Annotated in this window: 17 protein-coding genes; 7 read left to right on the top strand and 10 right to left on the bottom strand. The window is 36.7% G+C overall.

Annotated elements, in window-relative coordinates; translation table 11 throughout:
• The first annotated feature begins 15 nt into the window (after positions 1-15).
• Together pyrF and AB1278_RS04685 are read left to right on the top strand one after the other, a co-directional pair.
• Entirely contained in the window at positions 16-1,395 is a 1,380-nt protein-coding gene (gene pyrF, locus AB1278_RS04690; RefSeq protein ID WP_202841282.1) for an orotidine-5'-phosphate decarboxylase, read from the top strand.
• Positions 1,396-1,448: 53 nt separating this feature from the next.
• Complete coding sequence (locus AB1278_RS04685; RefSeq protein ID WP_429812739.1) at positions 1,449-4,271, top strand: aminopeptidase; 2,823 nt, start codon at positions 1,449-1,451, stop codon at positions 4,269-4,271.
• Between the two features lie 60 nt (positions 4,272-4,331).
• Here AB1278_RS04685 and AB1278_RS04680 read toward each other — a convergent pair whose 3' ends face one another.
• Positions 4,332-5,141: a T9SS type A sorting domain-containing protein gene (locus tag AB1278_RS04680; RefSeq protein WP_429812736.1), complete on the bottom strand. Its 810-nt coding sequence runs from the start codon at positions 5,139-5,141 to the stop codon at positions 4,332-4,334.
• Positions 5,142-5,295: 154 nt separating this feature from the next.
• Positions 5,296-6,165 carry a T9SS type A sorting domain-containing protein gene (locus AB1278_RS04675; protein WP_429812733.1) on the bottom strand — a complete coding sequence of 290 codons (870 nt, stop codon included), beginning with the start codon at positions 6,163-6,165 and terminating at the stop codon, positions 5,296-5,298.
• A gap of 153 nt (positions 6,166-6,318) precedes the next feature.
• Here AB1278_RS04675 and AB1278_RS04670 point away from each other — a divergent pair, with 153 nt between their 5' ends.
• Both AB1278_RS04670 and dusB read left to right on the top strand, forming a co-directional pair.
• Positions 6,319-9,546, top strand: a complete 3,228-nt coding sequence (locus AB1278_RS04670) for a hypothetical protein (protein WP_202841285.1) — start codon at positions 6,319-6,321, stop codon at positions 9,544-9,546.
• Between the two features lie 149 nt (positions 9,547-9,695).
• Entirely contained in the window at positions 9,696-10,691 is a 996-nt protein-coding gene (dusB, locus tag AB1278_RS04665; RefSeq protein WP_110008089.1) for a tRNA dihydrouridine synthase DusB, read from the top strand.
• Between the two features lie 51 nt (positions 10,692-10,742).
• On the opposite strand, the gene deoC is transcribed toward dusB, so the two are convergent.
• The 5 genes from deoC to AB1278_RS04640 form a co-directional block, all read right to left on the bottom strand.
• Entirely contained in the window at positions 10,743-11,486 is a 744-nt protein-coding gene (gene deoC, locus AB1278_RS04660; protein ID WP_202841286.1) for a deoxyribose-phosphate aldolase, read from the bottom strand.
• Positions 11,487-11,490: 4 nt separating this feature from the next.
• Entirely contained in the window at positions 11,491-11,961 is a 471-nt protein-coding gene (locus AB1278_RS04655; RefSeq protein ID WP_002976659.1) for an Lrp/AsnC ligand binding domain-containing protein, read from the bottom strand.
• Between the two features lie 27 nt (positions 11,962-11,988).
• Positions 11,989-12,924, bottom strand: a complete 936-nt coding sequence (locus tag AB1278_RS04650; RefSeq protein ID WP_343641472.1) for an endonuclease/exonuclease/phosphatase family protein — start codon at positions 12,922-12,924, stop codon at positions 11,989-11,991.
• Positions 12,925-13,303: 379 nt separating this feature from the next.
• Complete coding sequence (gene trmD / locus AB1278_RS04645) at positions 13,304-13,975, bottom strand: tRNA (guanosine(37)-N1)-methyltransferase TrmD (protein WP_110008092.1); 672 nt, start codon at positions 13,973-13,975, stop codon at positions 13,304-13,306.
• On the bottom strand, positions 13,972-15,234 hold the full coding sequence (locus AB1278_RS04640) for an NAD(P)/FAD-dependent oxidoreductase (protein WP_429812729.1): 1,263 nt from the start codon (positions 15,232-15,234) through the stop codon (positions 13,972-13,974). The genes trmD and AB1278_RS04640 overlap by 4 nt, the downstream gene beginning before the upstream one ends.
• 66 nt (positions 15,235-15,300) lie before the next feature.
• Here AB1278_RS04640 and AB1278_RS04635 point away from each other — a divergent pair, with 66 nt between their 5' ends.
• Complete coding sequence (locus AB1278_RS04635; RefSeq protein ID WP_429812727.1) at positions 15,301-16,164, top strand: glycoside hydrolase family 25 protein; 864 nt, start codon at positions 15,301-15,303, stop codon at positions 16,162-16,164.
• A 61-nt stretch (positions 16,165-16,225) separates the two neighbouring features.
• On the opposite strand, the gene AB1278_RS04630 is transcribed toward AB1278_RS04635, so the two are convergent.
• Entirely contained in the window at positions 16,226-17,083 is an 858-nt protein-coding gene (locus AB1278_RS04630) for a carboxypeptidase-like regulatory domain-containing protein (RefSeq protein WP_429812724.1), read from the bottom strand.
• Positions 17,084-17,224: 141 nt separating this feature from the next.
• Positions 17,225-17,737, bottom strand: a complete 513-nt coding sequence (locus tag AB1278_RS04625; RefSeq protein ID WP_110008314.1) for a 5' nucleotidase, NT5C type — start codon at positions 17,735-17,737, stop codon at positions 17,225-17,227.
• Between the two features lie 214 nt (positions 17,738-17,951).
• Here AB1278_RS04625 and AB1278_RS04620 point away from each other — a divergent pair, with 214 nt between their 5' ends.
• A complete protein-coding gene (locus tag AB1278_RS04620; RefSeq protein WP_110008096.1) occupies positions 17,952-19,844 on the top strand; it encodes an ABC-F family ATP-binding cassette domain-containing protein in 1,893 nt (630 codons plus the stop codon).
• Between the two features lie 116 nt (positions 19,845-19,960).
• Here AB1278_RS04620 and AB1278_RS04615 read toward each other — a convergent pair whose 3' ends face one another.
• Positions 19,961-21,016: a Gfo/Idh/MocA family oxidoreductase gene (locus tag AB1278_RS04615; protein ID WP_429812721.1), complete on the bottom strand. Its 1,056-nt coding sequence runs from the start codon at positions 21,014-21,016 to the stop codon at positions 19,961-19,963.
• 183 nt (positions 21,017-21,199) lie between these two features.
• Between AB1278_RS04615 and AB1278_RS04610 the strand changes: the two genes are divergently transcribed.
• On the top strand, positions 21,200-23,485 hold the full coding sequence (locus tag AB1278_RS04610; protein ID WP_429812718.1) for a TonB-dependent siderophore receptor: 2,286 nt from the start codon (positions 21,200-21,202) through the stop codon (positions 23,483-23,485).
• Positions 23,486-23,557 lie beyond the last annotated feature (72 nt).

Genomic DNA, 23,557 nt, shown 5'->3' with positions numbered 1-23,557 from the left:
ATCTAATAAAAAATAATGGAAAGTAAAAAAGAATTCTTCTTAGAGTGTTACAAACTAGGCATCATCAAATTCGGCAGGTTTACCCTGAAAAGCGGTATTGAAAGTCCTTTTTATGTAGACCTGAGACCTTTGGCTTCAGATCCTAAAATTTTAAAAAATCTTGCTAATTATTTATTGGAAATGCTTCCGTTAGATAATTTTGATTTAATCTGTGGAGTTCCTTATGCTGCTCTTCCTATGGCTACAGCAATGTCTCTGGAAAGCTATATTCCATTAATTATTAAAAGAAAAGAAGCAAAAAGCTACGGTACCAAGAAGCTGATTGAGGGAATTTACCAGAAGGGGCAAAACTGCCTTTTGGTAGAGGATGTGATCACTTCAGGAAAATCTTTGCTGGAAACTATTCCTGAAATAGAACAGGAAGATCTTAAAGTTTCAGACATTGTGGTGGTACTTGACAGAGAGCAGGGAGGAAAACAATTATTGGAAAGCAAAGGATACAGAGTGCACACCCTTTTCAACATTTCGGAAGTATGCAATATTCTTCAGGAAACTGGTGAATTGTCTGATGAAGAAGTAAAAAGAATCCAAGACTTCCTTCAAGGGAACCATATTCAGTTTGAAGAGGAAATAAGATCTTCTTATGAACAAAAACTTCAGGTAACACAGCATTCCGTTTCAAAAAAATTACTGGAAACAGCTTTGGCAAAAAAATCAAACCTTATTGCCTCTGCAGATGTTACTACAACTCAGGAGCTGTTGGAGCTTGCTGAAAAAGTAGGTCCGCATATTATTGCTTTAAAAACGCATATCGATATTATTTCTGATTTTGAATACGAAAAAACAATTACTCCTTTAAAAGCTATTGCTGCAAAACACCAGTTTCTACTGATGGAAGACAGAAAATTTGCTGATATCGGAAATACACAGGAACTTCAGTTCACAAGCGGGGTTTTCAAAATTACGGATTGGGCAGATTTCGTAACTTCTCAGGTAATCGGAGGTTTTGAATCATTAGACTGTTTCAAAAATGTAGGAGTGGTAGCCATTGTTGGAATGTCTTCCAAAGGAGCTTTAACAACTGCAAGCTATCGTGAGGAAGCTTTAAAAGTGGCTTTATCTCATCCTAATGTCATTGGTGGTGTATCTCAGAATAAAATTCCTGAGGATCTGCTATTGTTCACTCCTGGGGTAAACCTTGCGGATTCAGGAGATGGTAAAGGGCAGCAGTACAACACACCGGAACATGTTTTCAAAACACTGCACACAGATTTTATCATCGTAGGAAGAGGAATCTACAAATCCAATGATCCTGAAGCATCTGCCATCACTTATAAGACAGAAGGATGGAATGCTTATATTAATTCTTTGGAAAAAAAAGCAATTCAAGGTTAAAATGCTATAAAGTATATACAAAATAAGTTATATTTGGGCTTTATCACGAATATTTGAAAAAGATCAGCATTTGCCTTATTTTGTTATGGGGAGTTGTACAGGTTTCTGCACAGACAGACAGTATATACATTGAAACAAAACTGTCTCCTGACAAAAAAAACCTTGAGGTCCGCCAGGAAATTGTTTATTATAATCAATCCGGGAAAGACCTGCAGACCGTAAAACTCCTGAATTGGGTTGCCGCGTACAATAAACGGGGAACTTCTTTAGTCTACAGAAAACTGGAAGACCGGAATAATGATTTGCATTTTGCAAAAAAAGACCAATTGGGAAAACTTCTGGAACTGAACATTAAAAATTCTGAAAATGAAGTCCTTCCTGTCAATACCCTCTCAGATGAAAATCTTTTTATTCCTCTGAAAAATATATTAAAACCCGGCGAAAGCGTCACTCTACAGTTGCAATACAGGATGCAGCTTCCCGATAAAACTTTTACGGGATACGGAACATCCGTTCAGAATACTGTATTAAAATATTTCTTTATTGTTCCGGATCATTTTGATCCGGACAATATTTTCAGAAGAAATTATCACGATATTGAGGAACAGGTAAGCTTTAATACTTTCTGGACCGTCAATTTTGATATCCCTGTGAACAGTTTTGTTGAAGGTAACCTTCCTCAGGTTCAGATGAACTCATTTAAGGGCTATCTCGATTCGGATCCTGAGTTTTTAATTTCTCCGACAGCATTTCAATCCATAAAAACCAATGTTGACGGAGAGGAAATCGAAATCAAATTTGGATATAATCTGAAACCGGATGAAAAACAAAACCTGGAGTTTTATCTTCCTTTACAATTAAAATTTATAAAGGAACGCATCGGATATCTTCCGAAAAGTATTTTTATCTCAGATAAATTCAGAGCCAAAGAAGACTTTTTCGGGAATAATGATATTACTTTCTGGAAATTCAGATTCCGCCTGTTTACCGAGACCGAAAAAACCGATATGGATTATTTCGGGATCATTGCCAAGAAAATACTTGACGAAGGCGTTATTGCAGATAAAGAAAAAGACCATTGGTTTAAAAATGGTTTAAAATCTTATCTTGAAATTCAGTACCTCAAAAAATTCTACGCTGATACGAAACTTCTAGGGACACTTCCAGAGACCAGAATCTTTGGACTTAAACCATTAAAGTTATTCCACGCCTCCAAAGTAAAACTTCTGGACCGCTACGGACTTTCCTATCAGTATATTATGCTGCAGAACCTTGATCAGAAAATCGATGAACATTTCCCTGTTCTGAGTAATTTCAATGATATGGCCATCAGCAGCTTTGAAACAGGAAGCCTTTTCAACTACTCGGCAGACAAAATGGGATATGAACAATTCGATGGGATTGTAAAAAATTATATTTCTAAAAATTCCGGAAAAAAAATTAATCCTGAAGAATTCCTGTCATCTCTTTCTGAAAACAATACATCAACAGCCTATCTGTCCAACTTTTTCAAACAAAAGAACAGGGTTGATTTTAAATTAAAAAACATTAGAAAAGATAATGACTCCCTGCAAATAAAAATTGTAAGAAATACAGATATTTCTATTCCTGTAAAGCTGGAAACAGAAACCAGAGAAGGAGAAAAGAAAGCGTATTGGATAGACACGGAGGAAAATGAACGTACTACCAGCCTGTCGCTTCCTGCATCAGAGAATATTTACAAAACCACCTTAAACAGTGGCTATATATTTCCTGAATCCAATTACAGAGACAACTTCCTGTATGCGAAAGGTTTATTTTCCAATGCAAAAAAAATTAAACTTAAACTAATAAAAGATATTCCCAACCCGGAATACAATGAAATTTACATCAGCCCAAGGGTGCGTTTCAACAATACGTATGATAAATTTCTTCTGGGAGCCAATTTTAAAAATCAATCTTTCTTTGACCAGAAGTTCCTGTATTCGGTGACTCCAACCTATAGTACCGGAACAGGTAAACTGACCGGTTCAGGAGCTGTCTCCTATTCTATTCTGCCTGCAGAAAGCATTATCAGAAGTCTTACATTCGGGGTTTCCGGTTCTTATTTTCATTATGATTATGATCTTGCCTACAGAAAGACTTCTATATCTTCTTCTATTAACTTCAGAAAAAACCCGAGAAGTACCGTTAGCAGAAGTCTCGGCGTATCCTATAATTATTTTGAAAGGGATCTGAGTCCTAAGATGATCGCCAATAATGATTACAGCAAATATAACCTCTGGAGTATCGGATATGGTTATAGTGACAGCCAGATGATCCATGAAAAAAGTTTCAGCCTGAGCACCCAGGGAATGGAAGATTTCAATAAAATAACGGCTGAAGGCTTTTACAGATGGGAATTTGCTCCAAAACAAAAGCTGAGCTTACGTTTATTTGCCGGATATTTCTTAAGAAACAACACCAGAAATAACCTCTTCGACTATGGAATTTCCAGGGTTTCCAACTATTCATTCTCTTATACGCTTTTGGGAGAAAGTGCCAGCAGCGGGCTTCTTTCCCAGCAGTTTATATTAGCTGATGGTGGTTTTAAATCTTTTCTTCCGGGAACAGTCAATCAATGGATCACTTCTGCCAACGTGGATTCAAGTGTATGGAAAATCTTCCATGTATATGCGGATGCGGGAGTGTATAAAAACAAAGATCTTCCCGCCAAATTCATCTGGGACACCGGAGTTAAAGTAAGAATCATCCCTGATTTTCTGGAAGTGTATTTCCCGATACAGTCGTCTTTAGGATTTGAACCTTCATTCAAAGATTATGGGAAGCGTATCAGATACACTTTAATTCTTAATCTCGGATCCATTATTAATGCAGCTAGAAGAGGTTGGTATTAAGATTCTGAAAAATAAAAAAATAAGGACAACCTGTTATCGGTTGTCCTTTCTTATTTAAAACTAATCTTTTATTATTTTCTGTGAGATCGGAATATTGTTAATGGTTCCCGTCACAATATAAGTTCCTTTTGGAAGCTCTGCAATATCAAGAGTTGAGGCCAGCTTAGTAGGTGATTTTTTAACGACCTGTCTGAATGTATCATAAACTTTCACATCTTTCACCTCAGTTCCGAACACTACTTTACTGTCTTTTATAAATGGATTCTGTACAAAGCCTGACTTCACGCTGCCTTCTAGGGAAAAGTCTGCCATATTATCATTACTTCCTGCTAAATTTCTTCTGATAGCCGTGGTTGTAGTGGGAGATGGAGCCGGCCCGTCTCCTTTAAACTGATCTGCATTGGATCCGTACCCTACAAAATCCAGGACATTGGATGCAGAAGGTCCTGTGACCTGCACTATATTTCCCGCTAATGCAACTTTTCCTGATACGTTGGAAATTTTTAATCCGGAAGATTTATTGGGAGTCCCATCAAAATTTACGATTGTTGTTGCAATAAAATCCGGTGTTGGCAGATTTTCGACACCACCTTCAATCGCTGATTCCTGAATCAAATAGGTTTCTTCAGGTCCTAATGTCAAATCCGGAAGCGTATGATATTCTGTAAAAGCTCCTATCGCCGGAGCATATTGAATACTTGCTCCCGTCAAAGAAACCAAAGTAGTTCCGATATTTTTAAGGACGATATAATTATTCTTTAATACAGCTCCTGAATTGGCATTCCCGCCATAGATCTCATTGATCACAATCTGAGCATTTGAAAAAGAAGTTAATAATGTAAGTCCAGCAAGAGTAAAGATTTTTTTCATCGTATTAATTTTAGAAATGGATTGATCATAAAACATCAAAAATAATACCACCAAATTATGAAATATATAAGATACAAAAAGCTAAACATCAGGAAATAATCACAAAAACAGCCGCTTCATTGAAGCAGCTGTTTATATTTTTATTGAAAAGGGATTAGTCTTTAAGAACTTTCTGAGAAACCGGCTGGTTGTTTACTGTACCCGTAACGATATAGTTTCCTTTTGCTAATTCAGCAACGCTTACCGTTTCATTTTGTCTTACAGAAGCTTCTTTTACAAGCTGTCCGAAGCTATTGAAAATCTTCACATCTTTTACATCAGATCCGAAAACAATTTCATTATTTTTAACAAAAGAGTTCTTTACAAAGTTTCCTGACTTTATGTTTTTAGAATCGATAACAGCTAAAGTGGCGTTAGATGCAGTAACCGTTAAAGAAATATCATCTATTCTCCAATTGGCAGTACCCAAAGATGGAGTTCCTGTACCAGGGCTGTCGCTTCCATAGATTCTTAGTGTAACCGGAGCTGATTCTGCACCTACTAAATTACTCCCTGAAAAAATAATATTATTCAAGGTCCATGTACTGTTATTGTTAACGTTTACAGTTCCTATCGCTGCTGCATAATTATCGATGCTTGAATATACGGTAATCTTTCCGGGACCGGTAGATGTCCCTCTCGACCCGAAATTTAGAGAATTCAAAGTTACTTTGTTACCAGCAACAGGAGTAACAGTAACACTAAAATAGGTGCTTGTTGCAGTTGAAAGTGGTTCTTTAAAAGCAGCAGCACCAAAATTACTGGATCCGCTTGCTCCTGCATATCCTGTAGATACAGATGAAGCAGTTATTAAATTGGTAGTACCATTATTATTTCCCTGAGTTGCTGCAAAAGCCACATTTGAAATAGTAGCATTGGTACCGGAAATAGGATTTACAGAACTACCATCCCAAAGGTAAGTTGTTTGCGCAAAAACCACTGCGCTCAGTGCAACTGTTGCAAAAAGAGAATAAAGTTTTTTCATGATTTATTTTTTGTTGTTAATAATTTTCTTTCTCTAACAAAACTACATTCTATTTTTTTTTCAGGGACAATAAAGAGGTTAAGTTTTTGTTAATAATAGTTGACCTCTTAATGTTAACATTTTTTAATTATTTTTACGAATTATTTTTAAAAGTTGCGGAATTTTGTCATTCTATTCGTTTTGTTCTTCGTAGGCATATTTTCAGGAAATGCTCAGGTATTTTCATGGAAAAATCCCAACGTGCCTGAAGACAGCATAAAAAGGGACAGTATTCTTGCGGCAAAGCTGGAGCAGGACATCTTTGCAAAGGACACTCTGGATTTTATAAGAACGCACAATAAGATCATTATTGATGAAGCCGTACTGGCAAAAAATGATAAAAAGAGATTTTTAGGAGAGCTTAACTCAAAAGGATCTATTATCCGTGGGATTACTTTTGGTAACAACCAGGGGCAGTCTGTACAAAGTTCCATGGATCTTCAGATATCTGGGCGGTTATCCAAAGATGTTACTATTTTAGCAAGTATTTCAGATCATAACCTGCCGATTCAGGCTGATGGTTATACCCAGACTTTGGAGGAGTTTGACAAAATCTATATGCAGCTTAATATCAAGGATAAATCTATCCTCAGAGCAGGGCATCTTGACCTTGTGGAAGCTAAAAATTATTTTGCCAAATACCAGAGGAGAAGTATGGGACTTCAATTCCAGACAGAATTCGGGAAGGAAAACAAGACATTCCTAGATATCTCTGCAGGGGTTGCACGAAGTGAATTCCACAGAATCCGTTTTCAGGGGGTTGAAGGTAACCAGGGACCTTACCGTCTGACAGGTAAGAACGGTGAACAGTTTATTACACTGATCTCCGGTTCTGAACAGGTCTTTATTGATGGAATTTTAATGAAGCGCGGTGAAAACCAGGATTATATCATCAATTACAACACCGGTGAAGTTACCTTTACCAGTTTCCGTCCTATTTTCCAACAGAATTTCATCACGATTTCTTATAACTATGCCAACAGGAATTATTCAAGGTATCTGTTTACAGGAAAGCTTGAGCATCAGAGAGAAAAATTCAAGGTGGGATTCAACTGGTTCATGGAAAATGACAATAAGAACGCACCTCTTTCTTTAAATCTGTCTAAAGAAGATGAGCAGATTCTGGCTGATGCTGGAAATAATCCTGATCTGATGTATGCCCCTTCAGGAGTTGTAACCGAATATGATGTCAATAAAATTTTATACAAACTAAGTCCCGCAGGTAATTTCTATGAATATTCTACGGATTCGAGTTTAACACTTTATCAGGTTTCTTTTACTTATTTCGGAGCTAATCAGGGAGATTATAAAATTGCACAGACCACCAACAACGGGCGTGTTTTTGAATATGTAGGCCCAAATGGCGGAGATTACAGAGCGGTAAGAAAACTTCCTTCTCCTCAGAAATCCCAGGTATACTCTCTGAACTCTGAGTACCTTTTAAATGAGGGAAAAATAGGTGCAGATATTTCTTTGAGTAATTATGATGTCAATTTATTTTCATCAAAAGATTCTGATCAGAATATCGGCTATGCATGGCGTATTTTTGGAAATAAGAGCTTTACAAAAAACACATGGAAAGGAACGCCAAGCTTTGAATATCAATATATAGACAGACAGTTTCATATCCTTGACCGTATCAACGATGTAGAATTCTCCAGAGATTTCAACCTTACCCAGGAATTCAATAAAAAGACCCAAAACAGATTTATCTTCAGTTTCCTGAATAAATGGAATAATAAGTCTACGTTGAATTACCGCATCAATTATCTGGATGAACAGGATTCTTACAAAGGGATTAAAAACGACCTTGACTTTGGCTGGCTAACGGGAAAATTCTTTACTAAAGGTAACTTATCTTATCTGAGCACCAATGCTACTCTTCAGGATACAAAATTCATCCGTGGTGGAGTTTCAACAGAGTTTACCGGTAAAAAAGGAAGCTGGGCCATTGGTGGAAGTATGGAACATAATGAGAAGAAGTACAACGATACCCAGCTTATGGATGTCACGAGTTTCAGCTGGAAAGAAATCTTTTTACAAAAGAAAATCGGTGACAGCACAAGAACCAAATTATTGGCAAAAGTATATATGAGGGATAACGACTCTGTACGTGATAACAGGCTTCAGAATATGAACAATATTCTGGGGATCATGGCTGAAAGTCAGATTATCAAAACCGAAAGAACCAGTTTAAATGCTCTAATTCATTACCGAAAATTCTTCTACGCAGGGGCGGAAGGTGAAGTAACCCGTAATAATGATTTCGTTGTTGGAAACATCTTATACAACCAGCAGCTATTCAGAAACGGGATGCGTCTTCAGGCTTTCTATGAGCTGGGGAACGGGCAGGAAGCCCAGAGGGAATTCCAGTACATCAAAGTAACAGACGGACAAGGTGTTTATAAATGGACGGATTATAACGGAGACGGCGTTCAGCAGCTGGATGAATTTGAAATTGCCGAATATTCCGATCTGGCCCAATACATCCGTGTCTATACAAATTCTGTACGCTATATTCCTTCCAATAAAAATAAATTGCAATTGGCTTTGTTTGTCAATCCGGCCATTGTTTTCAACTCTGAGAATGGATTTTTAAAACGTTGGAATTTCAATATTTCATTAAATTCTCAAAACTCATTCTACAAAAAGGAAAAGGTACTTGTGCTGAATCCTTTTGAAAAGAACAGTGACCAGATTCTTAAAAATCAGAATATTCTGGCTTCCGTACAGTTTAATCCAACCGATAAATCAGGCTGGAACGGAAATTACCGGTTCATCACCAATGACAATCTCATCAATGCCAATTTCAGTAATGAAGAACGTGAGCAGACTTCTCATTTTCTGAACATAGGATATTGGTTCAATAAAGAATTCAGAGTGGATTGGGAAAACTCGGTTCATGATATCCAAAACTCTTCACAGTTATTTAAAACAAGAGATTATCGTCTGAATAATTTTGAAACCAAGCCTAAAGCAACGTATAAATTCACCGATGCTATTCAGGCTGAATTATCTTCTGCTTTCCGTCAGAAACAAAGATTGGATGGCGAAGAACTTCTTAAGGCTTTTGATGTTACAGGAACCATCCAGTGGGAGCGAAGAAAAACGTCTATCCGTGGAAACTTCTCATTTATCAATAACGATTTTACAGGAAACAATTTCAGTATTGTAGGAAACCAGATGCTGGATGGGCTTAAACCCGGAAAAAACCAGGTGTGGAGTGTATTTATCCAACAGGCTATCAACTCATTCATCCAGCTGAACCTTAATTACGAAGGAAGAAATTCAGGCGACCGTACCATTCATATCGGAAGTATGCAGGTAAAAGCAAGCTTCTAACTATGGACAACTGGAAGTGAGCAGTCAATCAACTCTTATATTCACTATTTAAAGTCTTTTTCTATCCTCCAATTTCCAAACAAAACAATCATTTATGCTGATAGATAATATCATATTTATGAATGTTCAGAATTTTGTAAATTTGCACCATGATAAAAATAGGCAACATAGAACTGCCGGAATTTCCGCTTTTGCTGGCTCCGATGGAAGACGTAAGTGATCCTCCGTTCAGACGTTTGTGTAAAATGCATGGTGCAGATTTAATGTATTCGGAATTTATTTCTTCCGAAGGGTTGATTCGTGACGCTATCAAGAGTCGTAAAAAGCTGGATATTTTCGATTATGAAAGACCCGTTGGGATACAGATTTTTGGTGGTGACGAAGAAGCTATGGCCATGTCTGCAAGAATTGTTGAAACGGTAAATCCGGATCTGGTAGACATTAATTTCGGATGTCCGGTAAAAAAAGTTGTCTGCAAGGGAGCAGGTGCTGGGGTTTTGAAAGATATCGACCTTATGGTACGTCTTACAAAAGCTGTTGTAAGCTCTACCCATCTTCCAGTTACTGTAAAAACCCGTTTAGGATGGGACAGTACCAGCATTAATATTGATGAAGTAGCAGAACGCCTTCAGGAAACAGGAATTAAAGCCCTTACGATACATGCAAGAACCCGTGCTCAAATGTATAAGGGTGAAGCAGACTGGGAACATATTTCAAGAATTAAACAAAATCCAAATATTGAGATCCCGATTTTTGGAAATGGTGATATAGATTCTGCGGAAAAAGCATTAGAATATAAGCAAAAGTATGCCTGTGACGGTATTATGATCGGGCGTGCTGCTATTGGATATCCATGGATTTTTAATGAGATCAAGCATTTCTTTAAAACAGGAGAGCATTTACCTGAGCCAACCATTTCAGACCGTTTACTGGCGGTACGTCAGCACGCAGAATGGAGTGCTGAATGGAAAGGAGAAAGGCTAGGCCTGGTTGAAATGAGACAGCATTACAGCAACTATTTCAGAGGAATTCCTCATTTCAAGGAGTTCAGAAAAAAATTCCTGGAAGTTTTCACTATGGAAGAAATGGACAGCCTGATCAAAGAAACCCAACAGTTCTATGAAGAATATCAGGCACAGCTATAAAATAAAAACCATCAGCAAAACTGATGGTTTTTTTATATTGAGAATCTGATATTAATATCCTTCTGATGAAGATTCGTTTTTAATTAATCCCAGAGCTGAAGAAGTTCCAATTCTTTTAACTCCCATTTTGATCATTTTCTCAGCATCTTCGGGAGTTCTTACTCCTCCTGCTGCTTTTACGGGAAGTTTGCCGGCATTGCTCAGCATAATTGTTATTCCTTCAAAGGTTGCTCCGTTAGGTTTTCCTTCGGCAGTTTTATAAAATCCTGTTGATGATTTGACAAAAATTTTCGACAATTCATTTTCAGAGAAATTTTCTTCTGCCCAGGTAGAAATCTTTTTGGTAAGATCTGCAATTTGTGCATCCGTTAAGGCTGCAATTTCAATAATCCATTTTGCAATTTTATGATGCTCAAGTGATAATTGGGTACATTTTACAAATTCTTCTCTTACCAGTTCTATATTTCCCTGTAGATAAGCGGTATAATTAATAACAAAATCCAGTTCATCTGCTCCTTCTTCTATTGCTTTTGAAGCTTCTGCAAGCTTTTCATCAATAGAATACGTTCCTTCGTGGAAACCTATTACAGTTCCTACTACAACATTTGAATTTCTTTCCTGAATATATTTCTTCACCTCCGATACATAATCCGGACGAATCATCACGGCAAAAATACCATTATCTATTGCTTCCTGAGCAAGTTCTTTATCTTTTTGAAGTGTTTCTTCGTGGGAAATACCTGATTGTTCTGGGGTTTTCAGGTAAGTTGAATCCAAATATTGGGCTATGTTCATGTCGTTATACTTTCAATTGTCTGTAAATACCTTGTTCCAAAGATATAAAAGTTTCTGTTCTGGTTACACCCTTCAGCTTTTGAAGCTTGCTAAGGATCTGCATTAAGTGATCATTGTCTTTACAAAGAACCTTCAGAAAAATAGTATAGTTTCCTGTCGTATAGTGGGCTTCCACTACTTCGTTGATATCATGCAAAGACTTTACCACCTCAGGATAATGGCTTGGCTGATCTAAAAATACACCAATGTAGGAAATTACTTTGTATCCAATTTTCTTAGGATTAAGAAATGATATTGAATTTTCAATAACTCCTGCATGTTCGAGTTTTTTGATTCTTTGATGCACTGCAGTGGTGGAAATTCCGACATTTTTTGAAATGTGGGCTAAAGAAGTTTTAGCATTGTCCATCAACATGTAGATGATTTCTTTGTCAATAGAATCTAAATGATAGCTTGTGTTGCTCGAATTTTTCATTTTCTACTTTTTTATTATTTATGTTTTTTAATGTAAATTTTTAAATTTTACAAAAACCGGAAAGTGATCGCTATATCCTCCTAAATACCTCGTACCAGCATAAGTTCGGAAAGGCCGTCCTTCAAAATTTCTGGTTCTGCTGCGGATTTTTTCAGAATTAAAAATATGGGCATCCTGAAAAGCCAGCGTCTTATTATCAAGTAAAGATCTTGACATAATGATCTGATCATACAGCAATCCAGATTTATAATGAAAAGTAGAATAATTTCTTGTAGAAAACAATTGTTGAAAAGGGTTCATTAAAACCTTCTCACGGTCATTGTCATAGAGAATCTGTACTAAATTTTCATCATCCGGGTTTTCGTTAAAATCACCACACAAGATAACATGCTCTTTGTCAGCATTTACAATTTTCATAATCCGTTCCCGGACTTCATTCAATATAAAGGTTCTTTTTGGTTTATTGATATCTTTTTCGCGTTTAGAGGGAAGATGCGCGATAAAGACATTAATAAGTTCCCCTTTATATCTGACTTTTGAAAAAAGTACGTCTCTGGTTGTGTCGTAATTTTCTGTGTTTTTATTTACTATTTCAAAAAAGAAAGTAATGGTTTCTGAATCGATTACCTCTACTTTATTTTTATCATATAACATGGCTACATCCACTTTTCTTTCATCCATGGAATTATAATGTACAATTCCATATTCTGAATTAAAGGGTTCCATCTCCACAAGATTTTCCAAGACTTTCCTTCCGGAAACTTCTGATAATCCTATTAAAAATGGTAATACATCATTCTCCTCCTTCATCAGCTGAAATACGTGCGAGATTTTAAAAAGCTTGTTTCTATATCTCTTTTCATCCCAATTCCTTAATCCTGACCGGGTAGGATCTAATTTGTGGACAGGTTTCGGATCGGGCAAAAATAAATTTTCAACATTATAAAAAGAGAACAGCTCCATCTACACTAATTTCTATACTTTTAATTTATTATGTTCTTTTTACTTTAAGATGTAAATTTATTATTTTTTTTCAAATTTTCGTGATTTACCTCCAAAACTGTAAATCAATTTCCAATAAAAAACAATTCAAATATAGTAAAAAATACTAACGAAATAAACCATTATAAATTAATTTTTTAATCATTCGATAGTTTCGATATATTAATCAAAATTGAGACAATATAAAAAACACGGAATAATCGGAATAAATTTTCAATTTAAAATCGCTATCATTAATATTTTTCATGCTTTTTTAAATAACAACAAATATTATTCCATTTACCTATAATAAATGGAATAAAAGTGAAAGCAAGAATTATATTCGTTTGGCAATTCTTGTTTACAGTAAATCGGGACGTTTTTCTTTTGTGATTCTTACTGCTTCATCGTGACGCCATTCTTCAATCTTTCCGAAGTTTCCGCTCAATAGGATTTTGGGAACATCTAAACCTTTATAACTTTCAGGCCTTGTATAGATGGGTGGTGAAAGAAGATCATCCTGAAAACTATCTGTTAAAGCGCTTTGCTCATCATTCAAAACTCCGGGAAGCAATCTGATAATTGAGTCTGCCAAAACACAGGCTGCGAGTTCTCCTCCTGTAAGGACGTAGTCTCCAATTGAAATTTCTTTTGTAATATGAAGGTCTCTTACTCTTTGGTCTATTCCTTTGTAGTGCCCACAGAGAAAGATCAGATTTTCTTTGATAGAAAGTGAATTGGCAATTTTCTGATTCAAAGTAACTCCATCCGGTGTCAGGTAGATCACCTCATCATAGTTTCTTTGAGATTTAAGCTCTGAAATACATTTATCCAGCGGCTCAACCATCATTACCATTCCTGCTCCGCCTCCATAAGGCTCATCATCAATTTGTCTGTGCTTATTGACTGCCCAGTCTCTTAAATGGTGAAAATGTACTTCTACCAGTCCTTTATCCATCGCTCTTTTCAAAATAGAAGTTTTGAAAGGACTTTCCATCAATTCCGGAAGTACGCTTATTATATCAATTCTCATTGTAATGTTCCGTTTTTCTTAGTAGGTATAATAATTAATCTTAAAGAAGAATCTTTGTTGATATAGCTCCACATCCAGTTGAAGAATATGGCCAGCTTATTACGAACGCTCAAAATTAGCATTAAATGGAGAAACATCCAGAAATACCACGCCAGAAATCCCTGGAATTTTATAAACGGCAGATCAACCACTGCTCTGTGCTTCCCAATAGTCGCTAATGAGCCTTTGTCATCATACTCGTATTCTTTCCATTCTCCCTGACTTTTCTTTAAAAGATTTTTACCTAAATTTTTGGCCTGATTAATGGCTACGTTGGCTACCTGGGGATGCCCCTGCGGATATTTCGGTGTTTCCATATAGGCAATATCTCCGATAGCATAAATATTATCGTAACCCTGTATTTTATTATATCGATCTACAATATATCTGTTTCTCACTAATTTTTCTTCCGGAAAACCTCCTACAACATTTCCTGTAACTCCTGCGGCCCAGATCACATTATTGGATGGTATTTCTTTCCCGCTTCTGAGATGTACTTTGTCACCATCATAGTCTGTTACCACTTCCCCGCTCAAAAAAGTAACACCAAGATCTTTCAGATATTTCTCAGATTTTTCCTGAGCTTCACTGCTCATGACAGCAAGGGGTTTTTCTGTGGAACTTACCAGAATAATCTTCAGATGGTCGAAATTCATGTAAGGGTAATCTCTTGGAAGGATGTCCTTTTTCATTTCAGCAAAAGCTCCAGCCAGTTCTACTCCGGTAGGCCCGCTTCCAACGATCACAATATTCCAGTTTCCGTCATCGCTCCTGCTTTTTTCAATAATCAGTTTTTCAAAGGTCATCAGAACATGATTCCTGATACTGATGGCTTCCTGGGTATTTTTCATCCCGAAAGCTTTTCCTTCCAGTTCTTTGTTCCCGAAAAAATTTGTTTTACAGCCCGTTGCTATGATGAGTTTATCATAAGTAAATTCTGCTTCATCCGTAATCACTTTATGGTTGGCAGGATCTATTTCTTTCACCTCAGTCATACGGAACTGTGTGTTTCTGGATTGCTGAAAAATCTTTCTGAAGGGAAAAGAAATGTTGGAAGGTTCTATCCTTCCCGAGGCTACCTGATAAAAAAGCGGCTGAAACATATGGTGGTTCATCCGGTCGAGAACAATCACCTTTTTGTTCTTGTTATTCAATGTTTTTGCAAGCTGCAGCCCCGCAAATCCTCCTCCAATAATGATGATTTTTTCGCGTGTTTCCATAATACACAAATTTACTGATTTTATTTTAGCATTTCGCAGTGAAAAAAGTTAGTTTTGCAAAACTTTATGACACCAAAAAAGTACACCAAAAAAACTGCCAAACAAGTCCATAAATCGAGACGGAAGAAGTATTTTTTCCGGCGATGGGTCATACTGGCAATTTTAATAACGGCACTAGTAGGAACAGGACTTTACTTAAAGCAGTCCGTCAGTTATTACTATGCATTGTACTTTAATAAATTTAAGCATAAAAAGCTTCATAACAGTGAAAAGGAGGCAGCAAGAATTCAGAGAATATTAGCTAGCAACCTTGATAAAACCTATGGTTTTGATGTTTCCCATTATCAGAACCGGGAAGATATCAGATGGGATAGTCTCAGTATCGGAAATAAAACGATTCCGCTGGAATTTGTCGTGATGCGTGCAACGATGGGAAACCGGAGTGCCGACAAGCATTTTGATGAATTTTGGGAAAGTGCCAAAAGGCATGAGCTTATCCGTGGTGCCTATCACTTTTACAGAGCCGATGAAGATCCCGTGATCCAGGCCAATAATTTTTTAGACAACGTGAAACTTGAAAGCGGAGATCTTCCTCCGATTCTTGATATTGAAAAAATCCCAAAGCGTAAAACCAACAAAAAACTGGTTGAAGACCTGAAAGTATGGTGTAAAATTGTAGAGGAAGCCTATGGTGAAAAGCCTATCATCTACACGTACTACCATTACTATAAAGATTTTCTGAAAGGCGAGTTTGAAGGCTACCCTTTATGGCTTGCCAATTACAACGATGTTCCCTCACCTTCTCCCGATGACGAGTGGGAGTTCTGGCAGTTCACAGAAAACGGTATTGTTCACGGCATCAATGCAAAAGTGGATCTTGATATCTACAATGGCAGTTCATGGTCGTTAAAAAGACTGACACTGGATTAGAAAATGGAAGTGTATAGACCTGTTGATTGTTCAGCTTGTCAGACACATCATGCATCATACATTAATCATTTTCATTCGTATTATTGCTTCCGTTTTTATCCATTTTCACGTCAATATTAATGGCTGGTGCGGCAATGGTCATTTTCTGCCAATCACCATAAAACTCCCTTATAAATCCCGTTCTGAACAATGCAGCGCTGATTTTAATCCTGCCGTCAAAATCTTTTAAAAACTGTATGCCGATAAAAAATTTTCCCTGCAGCCAGATATTACGGTCGCTGACATCCAGTGTATACGTTCCGTCTTTAATCATATCTTCAGTGAGCTCTACGGTAATCTCTTCTTCAAGGATATTTTTATCCGGGAAGCCATTTTTTTCACTGTAAATGCTATATCTCATTAAAACCGGCTCGGTAGAAACATAGCTGGCTATATTCAGATTGATATTTTTAAGCTTTGATCTTTTCTTAGCGTTGAATTCTAAAGCTGTTTCTCCAAGAAAACTCTTTTTGTCAAATTCCGGGTTAACAGAATAAATAACACTTTTTGTCTTGGTATTGACCCCCCAGTTTTTATCTACCAGCTTTTTAGGCTTAATTGTAATCTCTTTAATATTTTTAGTTTTCTCTGTTAAAAATATTTTTTGCTGGTCATACTTTTTAAAATTCTGTATTGTTTCCTGATAAAGATTGTATCCCGGGACTTCTATTTTTATTTTCTGTTGGGGATCTGTATTGGAAAGATCAATTGAAAATTTTCCTTGTTCATCTGAAATTGTACCTGTCGATTTCTTCTCAATCCCGATTTTCACATAAGGAATAGGCTGATTTTCGTTTTTAGAAACAATAGTTCCGGAAACAACCTGCGCATGGAAGGCTGAGGCTGCCACAAGGAAGAATAAAGTAGAATATATTTTCATGTTAAAAGTTTGATGCAAACATATCTATTTTCAATATGCCGGCTTCCCAACATTTTATTAAATTTATTCTCCCTTTAGTTAAAATTATTTAAAAAATTTCCGGAATTCCCTCATAGCTTTATCAAGAATTTAAACTCAGAATTATAGGATATTCATAACCTCTTCCCAGGAATGAACTCTTTCATAGGTATCATTTTCTATCAGTTCATTATGAGGCTGGGTAAATATCAGTCTTTGTCCTGAAAAGTGATCCAGATTTTTAGGATAATCATCAATCATGACATCTCCGGACACTACTCTTTTACTTCCGCAAAGAACAATCTGTTCCCATGTGATAAAAGGAAAATGTTCTGCCAGCCAGTCATATTTTTCCCGTAGACTGTTCGGAAATTCCATTCCGGCAGATACAATATAAAGTTCATATTTATTATTAAGGTATTCTATGGCCTCACGGCTTCCTTTCATTACCGGTAAGGTTCTGAAAAAGCCTACTTCATTCACATGCTTTTTTCCGTTGGGAAAAGACTCTATTTCAGGCTTACCAGCCAAATCACTGATTTCAATTTCTCTTCCTGTATCCCTTTTTTCAAATTGCGCCAGCTGATGATATACATCCGCCATTACTCCATCCATGTCGACGATAACTTTTTTCATTACTTCAATCAGATTTTGTATTATGTATTACTTTTACAATGTACATTTCATTGTAGTTGATCAAATTTACTGATTAGTTTTTTCAGATAAGGGGCACAGTTTATTAAAAAATTATAAATATTCATTTTTATAAAAGAGGTTCCGGGAAGTTTTAGGCTACATTTTCGTATTTTTGCGGTTCAATTGAAATTTAAAATCAAACTATTAATTCCCAATGAATTACGTTTCTGCAGAAAATCTTACCAAATCTTACGGCATCAAAGTTTTGTTTAAAAATATTTCTTTCCACATCAATGAAGGAGATAAAATAGCGATTGTTGCCAAAAACGGAAGTGGAAAATCTACACTTCTTAAAATACTAATGGGTAAGGAAATTGCAGACAGCGGAACTGCGATCATCAATAAAGATATCCAGGTGGTATTATTTGATCAGGAGATTGATTATGATCCTAAGCTGAGCATTGAAGAATTTATGATGACCCTGGATTCCGAGCCTATCCTGGCGCTTAAAAACTATCATCGTTCACTTCATTCTACAGATAATGATTTTATTGAGAAAGCACTGGCTGATATGGAAGTTCATAAAGCCTGGGATCTGGAAAATGAAATGAAGCAGATTCTTTCCCAGCTTAAAATTACAGATCTTGAAGCTAAAATGGGAACCCTTTCCGGAGGACAGATCAAACGTGTCGCGCTGGCTAAACTTTTAACAGAAACAAGAGCCGAGCACAGACATACCCTTCTTATCATGGACGAACCTACCAACCACCTTGATGTGGACATGGTAGAATGGCTTGAAAACTATCTGAACAAAGCAAAAATCACGTTACTTCTGGTAACCCACGACCGATATTTCCTTGACAGTGTTTGTGATATCATCTGGGAAATGGAGGATCAGAATCTGTATGTTCACAATGGTTCGTATGCTACTTATCTTGAGAACAAGATGATTCGTGAGGAGAATCTTAATGCTACAATTGATAAAGCCAATAACCTTTACAGAAAGGAACTGGAATGGATGAGAAGACAGCCAAAAGCCAGAACCACAAAATCAAAAAGCAGAATTGATGCTTTCTACGAAACGGAAAAAGTGGCCAAAACCGACACCAGAAAAGACGGACTGGAACTTGATTTTGAAATGAAACGTCTGGGAAATAAAATTCTTGAACTCAAACATATTGATAAAAGCTTTGGGCCAAAAGTTCTGTTAAAAGATTTCAGCTACCAGTTTCAACGTGGAGAAAAGGTGGGAATCATCGGAAAGAACGGAGCGGGAAAATCTACCCTGCTTAACATTATTCAAGGTTTTGAAAAAGCCGATAAAGGAGAAATTGAAACAGGAGAAACTATTTCTTTCGGTTACTTCTCACAAAAAGGTCTTACCTATAAAGAGGATGAACGTGTGATTGATTTCATTAAAGAAATTGCAGAATTTTATCCTTTAGCGAATGGTAAAAGTTTATCCGCATCACAGTTCTTAAGATTATTTTTATTTGACGATCAGACACAGTATTCTCCTATTTCCAAACTTTCCGGAGGTGAAAAAAGACGACTTCACCTGATGTATATTTTGTATCAGAATCCTAACTTCCTGATTTTTGATGAGCCTACGAATGATCTTGACCTTCCAACGTTAACAGTTCTTGAAAACTTCCTTCAGCAATTCCAGGGATCTTTGATTATCGTTTCCCACGACAGGTATTTCATGGACAGAATTGTAGACCATGTTCTGGCTTTTGAAGGCAACGGGAAAATCAGGGATTTTGTAGGAAACTTCTCAGAATACAGAGAAGCCAGAAGCCGTGAAGAAGCGTTAGAAAAAAATGCAGTGGTAAAACCTGAGCCTGTAAAAGAAATTGTTTCTTCAACAGAAAGTAGCCAGTCTTCCAATTCTAAAAGAAAACTCACTTTTAAAGAACAAAGGGAGCTGGAGACGATTGAAAAAGAAATGCCTGAACTGGAGGAACAGCGTGCAAAAATTCTGGATAAGCTCAACAACGAAGCTGATTATGAAAAGATAGCCACTCTTTCTTCCGAGCTGGAAACGGTTTCAGAAAAACTGGAGAACCACGAAATGAGATGGCTGGAGCTTCAGGAGCTCCTTTAATAATAGGAATGAGTTCAAAGTGTCGCAGAGTTGGATTGTAGACGGGTTGGAAATTTCTAATCCCGACTGGTATCAACCTTGAACTTTAAACCTTGAACTTTGAACTCATTTCTAATTTATAATTTTACTATTCTTTCTTCTTTTGCACTTTCAAGAGAAGCATCAATGATTTTCATATTCTGAATAATTTCTTTTCCCGGAGATGGTAAGGCATATCCAAAAACGATGTGTTCATAAATCTGCTGGTAATAATTCATATAGTTTCCGGCTTCGCTGGAGGTAAGAATTCGTTCTGTTTCAGAATGATCATTCAGGAAGTTTAAAATTCCGTCCGGTGCAGTCAAAGGCTGCGTCCATTCTTTACCATATTCAGGAACGGCACCTGCTACCAGTTCATTTTCCTGATTATCGGTTCTTTCCTGCAGGAAAGTTCCTCTGTCTCCATGAATTGTGTACGCATAATGCCCCTCTTTACTGAAAACAGATGATTTCAGTCTTACTCTCAGATTATCTTTATAGAATAAAAGAATTTCAAAATAATCGTTAGCGAATTCGGCTCCTTTCATAGAAAATACATCGGCAAAAAGTTTTTCCGGATACCCAAAGTACTGCACCGCCTGATCTACAAGATGTGCTCCCAGATCATGAAGTGATCCTGATCCCTGCTGATCAGGACTTTCTTTATGCTGCTTTCCACTGGCCGTGGTACGGAATCTGTCAAAACGTATTTCCACTTCTTTAATATTCCCTATTTTCTTATCATTCAGAATTTTTTGAACCTGCAGAAAGTCACGGTCGAATCTTCGGTTTTGGTATACACTCAAAAACAAACCTTTTTCTTCAGCCAGTTGCACCAGTTCTTCTGCTTCAGAAACATTTACTGTAAAAGGTTTTTCCACAATAATATTTTTTCCCGCTTCCAGTGCTTTTTTGGCGTACTCATAATGGGTCTGAACCGGAGTATTGATGATCACCAATTCTACATCTGCCTGCTGAAGCATTTCTTCCACGGAACGATAGATCGTTGCCTCAGGATATTTCACCTTCGATTCTTCCTTGCTTCTTTCCACCACAGCAGAGATAAAAAATCCCGGATGCTCCTTTAAAAAGGGAGCATGGAACACTTTCCCACTCATTCCAAAGGCACAAAGCCCTGCTTTTACCAATTGCATATTATAATTTTTTAACAAATATATTCATAAAAAATTCTCTATCCCTTAGTGTAAAGGAGCTATAGAAATAATCCATCTCGTCGACTCATAAAAATATGATTTAAATCATAAAATTATTTTTATCTATTCTAAACAAATACTTACATTTGCGCCTTATTTAAAACTGTTCTACATAAAAATAAAATGAAAAGACAATTACTTTCTTTAGGCCTTCTGTTTATCGCCGCTTCGGCAAGTTCACAGATGAAAAATACTGAAGTAGATACTATCAGAACTCAAACTATTGAGGATATCAACCTTCATAAAACGGGAAATCCTAACCAGGCAAGACCATTATCAACAAAGTCAAATCTGACGGTAATGGAAACTCCCCAGCCCATTGCTATTGTTACTCACGAAATCATTGAGCAGCAGCAGGCAAAGCAACTGAGTGATGTTCTTCAGAACGTAAACGGATTGTATATCACTTCATCCAGAGGAAATTCTCAGGATAGTTTTGGTGGACGTGGTTTCATTTTAGGAAATGATAATATTTTTAAAAATGGTTCAAGAGTAAACAGTGGTGTTTTCCCTGAAGTAAGTGGTCTGGAAAGAGTAGAGGTTTTAAAGGGAGCCAATGCCATGCTTTTTGGAAATACAGCAGCTGGTGGTGTTATCAATATGATTACAAAAAAACCTAAGTTCAATTTTGGTGGAAGTATCGGGTTAAACGGCGGAAGCTGGAATTCCTATAAACCAACAGTTGATATTTATGGTCCTTTATCTAAAAATATTGCTTTCAGAGTAAACGGAGCCTATGAGCATGCTGAAAGTTTCAGAGATGTTGTAGAATCAGAGAAATATTATTTCAATCCATCATTCCTTTTCAATTTAAGCCCAAAATCACAATTGATTGTGGAAGCGGATTATCTTAAAACTAATTTTACTCCTGATTTCGGGCTTGGTTCTATTACGGAAAAAGACCAAAGCTACAGATTAAATGATACTGTTTCCAGAAACACTTTCTACGGAACTAACTGGCAATATCAAAATGTACAGCAAGCTTCTACGAATATAACTTTTAATCATCAGTTCAATGAAAGATGGTCTCTAAATGCGATTGCTTCTTACCAAAACTATACGAAAGATTATTTTTCTTCTGAAAGAGTGCAATGGATCTATGACACCAAAGATACCACTGTAGATCCTAACAGATTATCATGGAAAAGACCTTTTGGCAGAACTTATAACGAACAAAATTATACTTCAGCACAGGTAAACATCAATGGTGAGTTCAATACTGGAAAAATCAACCACAAAGTTTTAATTGGGGCAGATGCTGATTACGGTCAGGCAGATGCTTATGCTTATACTGTTGCGGCTCCAAGAAATCTTCTGTATTTAGATGATCCGTCAACGTGGGGAAGTATTGATATGCCCAATTCTACTCTTAGTACGAGAAACAGAATCAATACAAGAAGAATCGGGATCTATGCACAGGATTTTATCAGCTTAACAAAACAATTAAAAGTAATTGCAGGTTTAAGATGGTCTTATATAGAAAACATGCCTACGCTGACTACCCGCTTTACATTAAATGATAAAATTGAAGTCGCTAATTCGTCAACGTCTGACAATGCATTTTCTCCGAAAGTAGGTTTGGTATATGCTCCAAATGAAAACCTTTCAGTATTCGCAACTTATACGAATTCTTTTGCAGCAAATGCAGGGTATACTTCAGATCAATTTGGCACGGTAAATACCAATCAGCCTGTTACAGATGTTCAAAATCAATTAAATACTTTATCTAGACAAAGTATAAAACCTTCAACAGTTGATCAATATGAAATCGGTATTAAAAAGAATTTCTGGAACAATGCTTTAGCTGTTAACTTAACGGCTTACCAGATTATGTACAATAATTATTACCAAACCTACTGGTTTGCTTCTGCTTCAAACGGGGCACCGGTAAATTCCACAGACACCAATCTTAAAGAATTTGCAGGAAATATGAGAAGCCGTGGTGTGGAACTGGACATTACAGGAAATCCTACAGAAAACTTATCTATAATCGGAGGTTTTTCTTATAACAATTCGGTTTATACCGACACTCCTGAAAAAGGATATATTGAAAACCAAAGACTGGTAAGAACACCGGCTACAACAGCAAATGCTTCTGTTTTCTATAAATTTACAAACTACGTAAAAGGGTTGAAAATCGGAGCTGGAATTTATTACATCGGGGATAGAATTGCCGGATGGAATGATACAAAATCTACAAACACAAGTAGAAATAACGTGAGCAGAATGTTTGATCTGAAAGATTATACGACTGTTTCCGTGTCAGTAGGCTACGAGTGGAAAAAATTCTCTATCCAAGGGAAAGTGGGCAACCTGTTTGATGTCGTAAATTACAATGTTCACGAGAATTATTCAGTGAATCCGATTACGCCTAGAAATTACTATTTCACATTGACATACAGACTCTAGAATTCTTTATATAATAATTCTTTCACTAAAAGTGGAAATTGCATTTTTGCAGTTTCCACTTTTGAAATTTTT

The organism is Chryseobacterium sp. NRRL B-14798 (assembly GCF_050470705.1).
In the GTDB taxonomy this organism is placed as follows: Bacteria; Bacteroidota; Bacteroidia; order Flavobacteriales; family Weeksellaceae; genus Chryseobacterium; species Chryseobacterium cupriresistens.
Note: the sequence above shows the minus strand (reverse complement) of the source record. Positions and strands in the feature narration are given on the sequence as shown.

What these genes read in the sequence shown, in the direction of transcription:
- pyrF (WP_202841282.1), top strand. Translation starts at nt 16, where the DNA reads ATGGAAAGTAAAAAAGAATTCTTCTTAGAGTGTTACAAACTAGGCATC.
- AB1278_RS04680 (WP_429812736.1), bottom strand. Translation starts at nt 5,141, where the DNA reads ATGAAAAAAATCTTTACTCTTGCTGGACTTACATTATTAACTTCTTTT.
- AB1278_RS04675 (WP_429812733.1), bottom strand. Translation starts at nt 6,165, where the DNA reads ATGAAAAAACTTTATTCTCTTTTTGCAACAGTTGCACTGAGCGCAGTG.
- dusB (WP_110008089.1), top strand. Translation starts at nt 9,696, where the DNA reads ATGATAAAAATAGGCAACATAGAACTGCCGGAATTTCCGCTTTTGCTG.
- deoC (WP_202841286.1), bottom strand. Translation starts at nt 11,486, where the DNA reads ATGAACATAGCCCAATATTTGGATTCAACTTACCTGAAAACCCCAGAA.
- AB1278_RS04655 (WP_002976659.1), bottom strand. Translation starts at nt 11,961, where the DNA reads ATGAAAAATTCGAGCAACACAAGCTATCATTTAGATTCTATTGACAAA.
- AB1278_RS04650 (WP_343641472.1), bottom strand. Translation starts at nt 12,924, where the DNA reads ATGGAGCTGTTCTCTTTTTATAATGTTGAAAATTTATTTTTGCCCGAT.
- trmD (WP_110008092.1), bottom strand. Translation starts at nt 13,975, where the DNA reads ATGAGAATTGATATAATAAGCGTACTTCCGGAATTGATGGAAAGTCCT.
- AB1278_RS04640 (WP_429812729.1), bottom strand. Translation starts at nt 15,234, where the DNA reads ATGGAAACACGCGAAAAAATCATCATTATTGGAGGAGGATTTGCGGGG.
- AB1278_RS04635 (WP_429812727.1), top strand. Translation starts at nt 15,301, where the DNA reads ATGACACCAAAAAAGTACACCAAAAAAACTGCCAAACAAGTCCATAAA.
- AB1278_RS04630 (WP_429812724.1), bottom strand. Translation starts at nt 17,083, where the DNA reads ATGAAAATATATTCTACTTTATTCTTCCTTGTGGCAGCCTCAGCCTTC.
- AB1278_RS04625 (WP_110008314.1), bottom strand. Translation starts at nt 17,737, where the DNA reads ATGAAAAAAGTTATCGTCGACATGGATGGAGTAATGGCGGATGTATAT.
- AB1278_RS04620 (WP_110008096.1), top strand. Translation starts at nt 17,952, where the DNA reads ATGAATTACGTTTCTGCAGAAAATCTTACCAAATCTTACGGCATCAAA.
- AB1278_RS04615 (WP_429812721.1), bottom strand. Translation starts at nt 21,016, where the DNA reads ATGCAATTGGTAAAAGCAGGGCTTTGTGCCTTTGGAATGAGTGGGAAA.
- AB1278_RS04610 (WP_429812718.1), top strand. Translation starts at nt 21,200, where the DNA reads ATGAAAAGACAATTACTTTCTTTAGGCCTTCTGTTTATCGCCGCTTCG.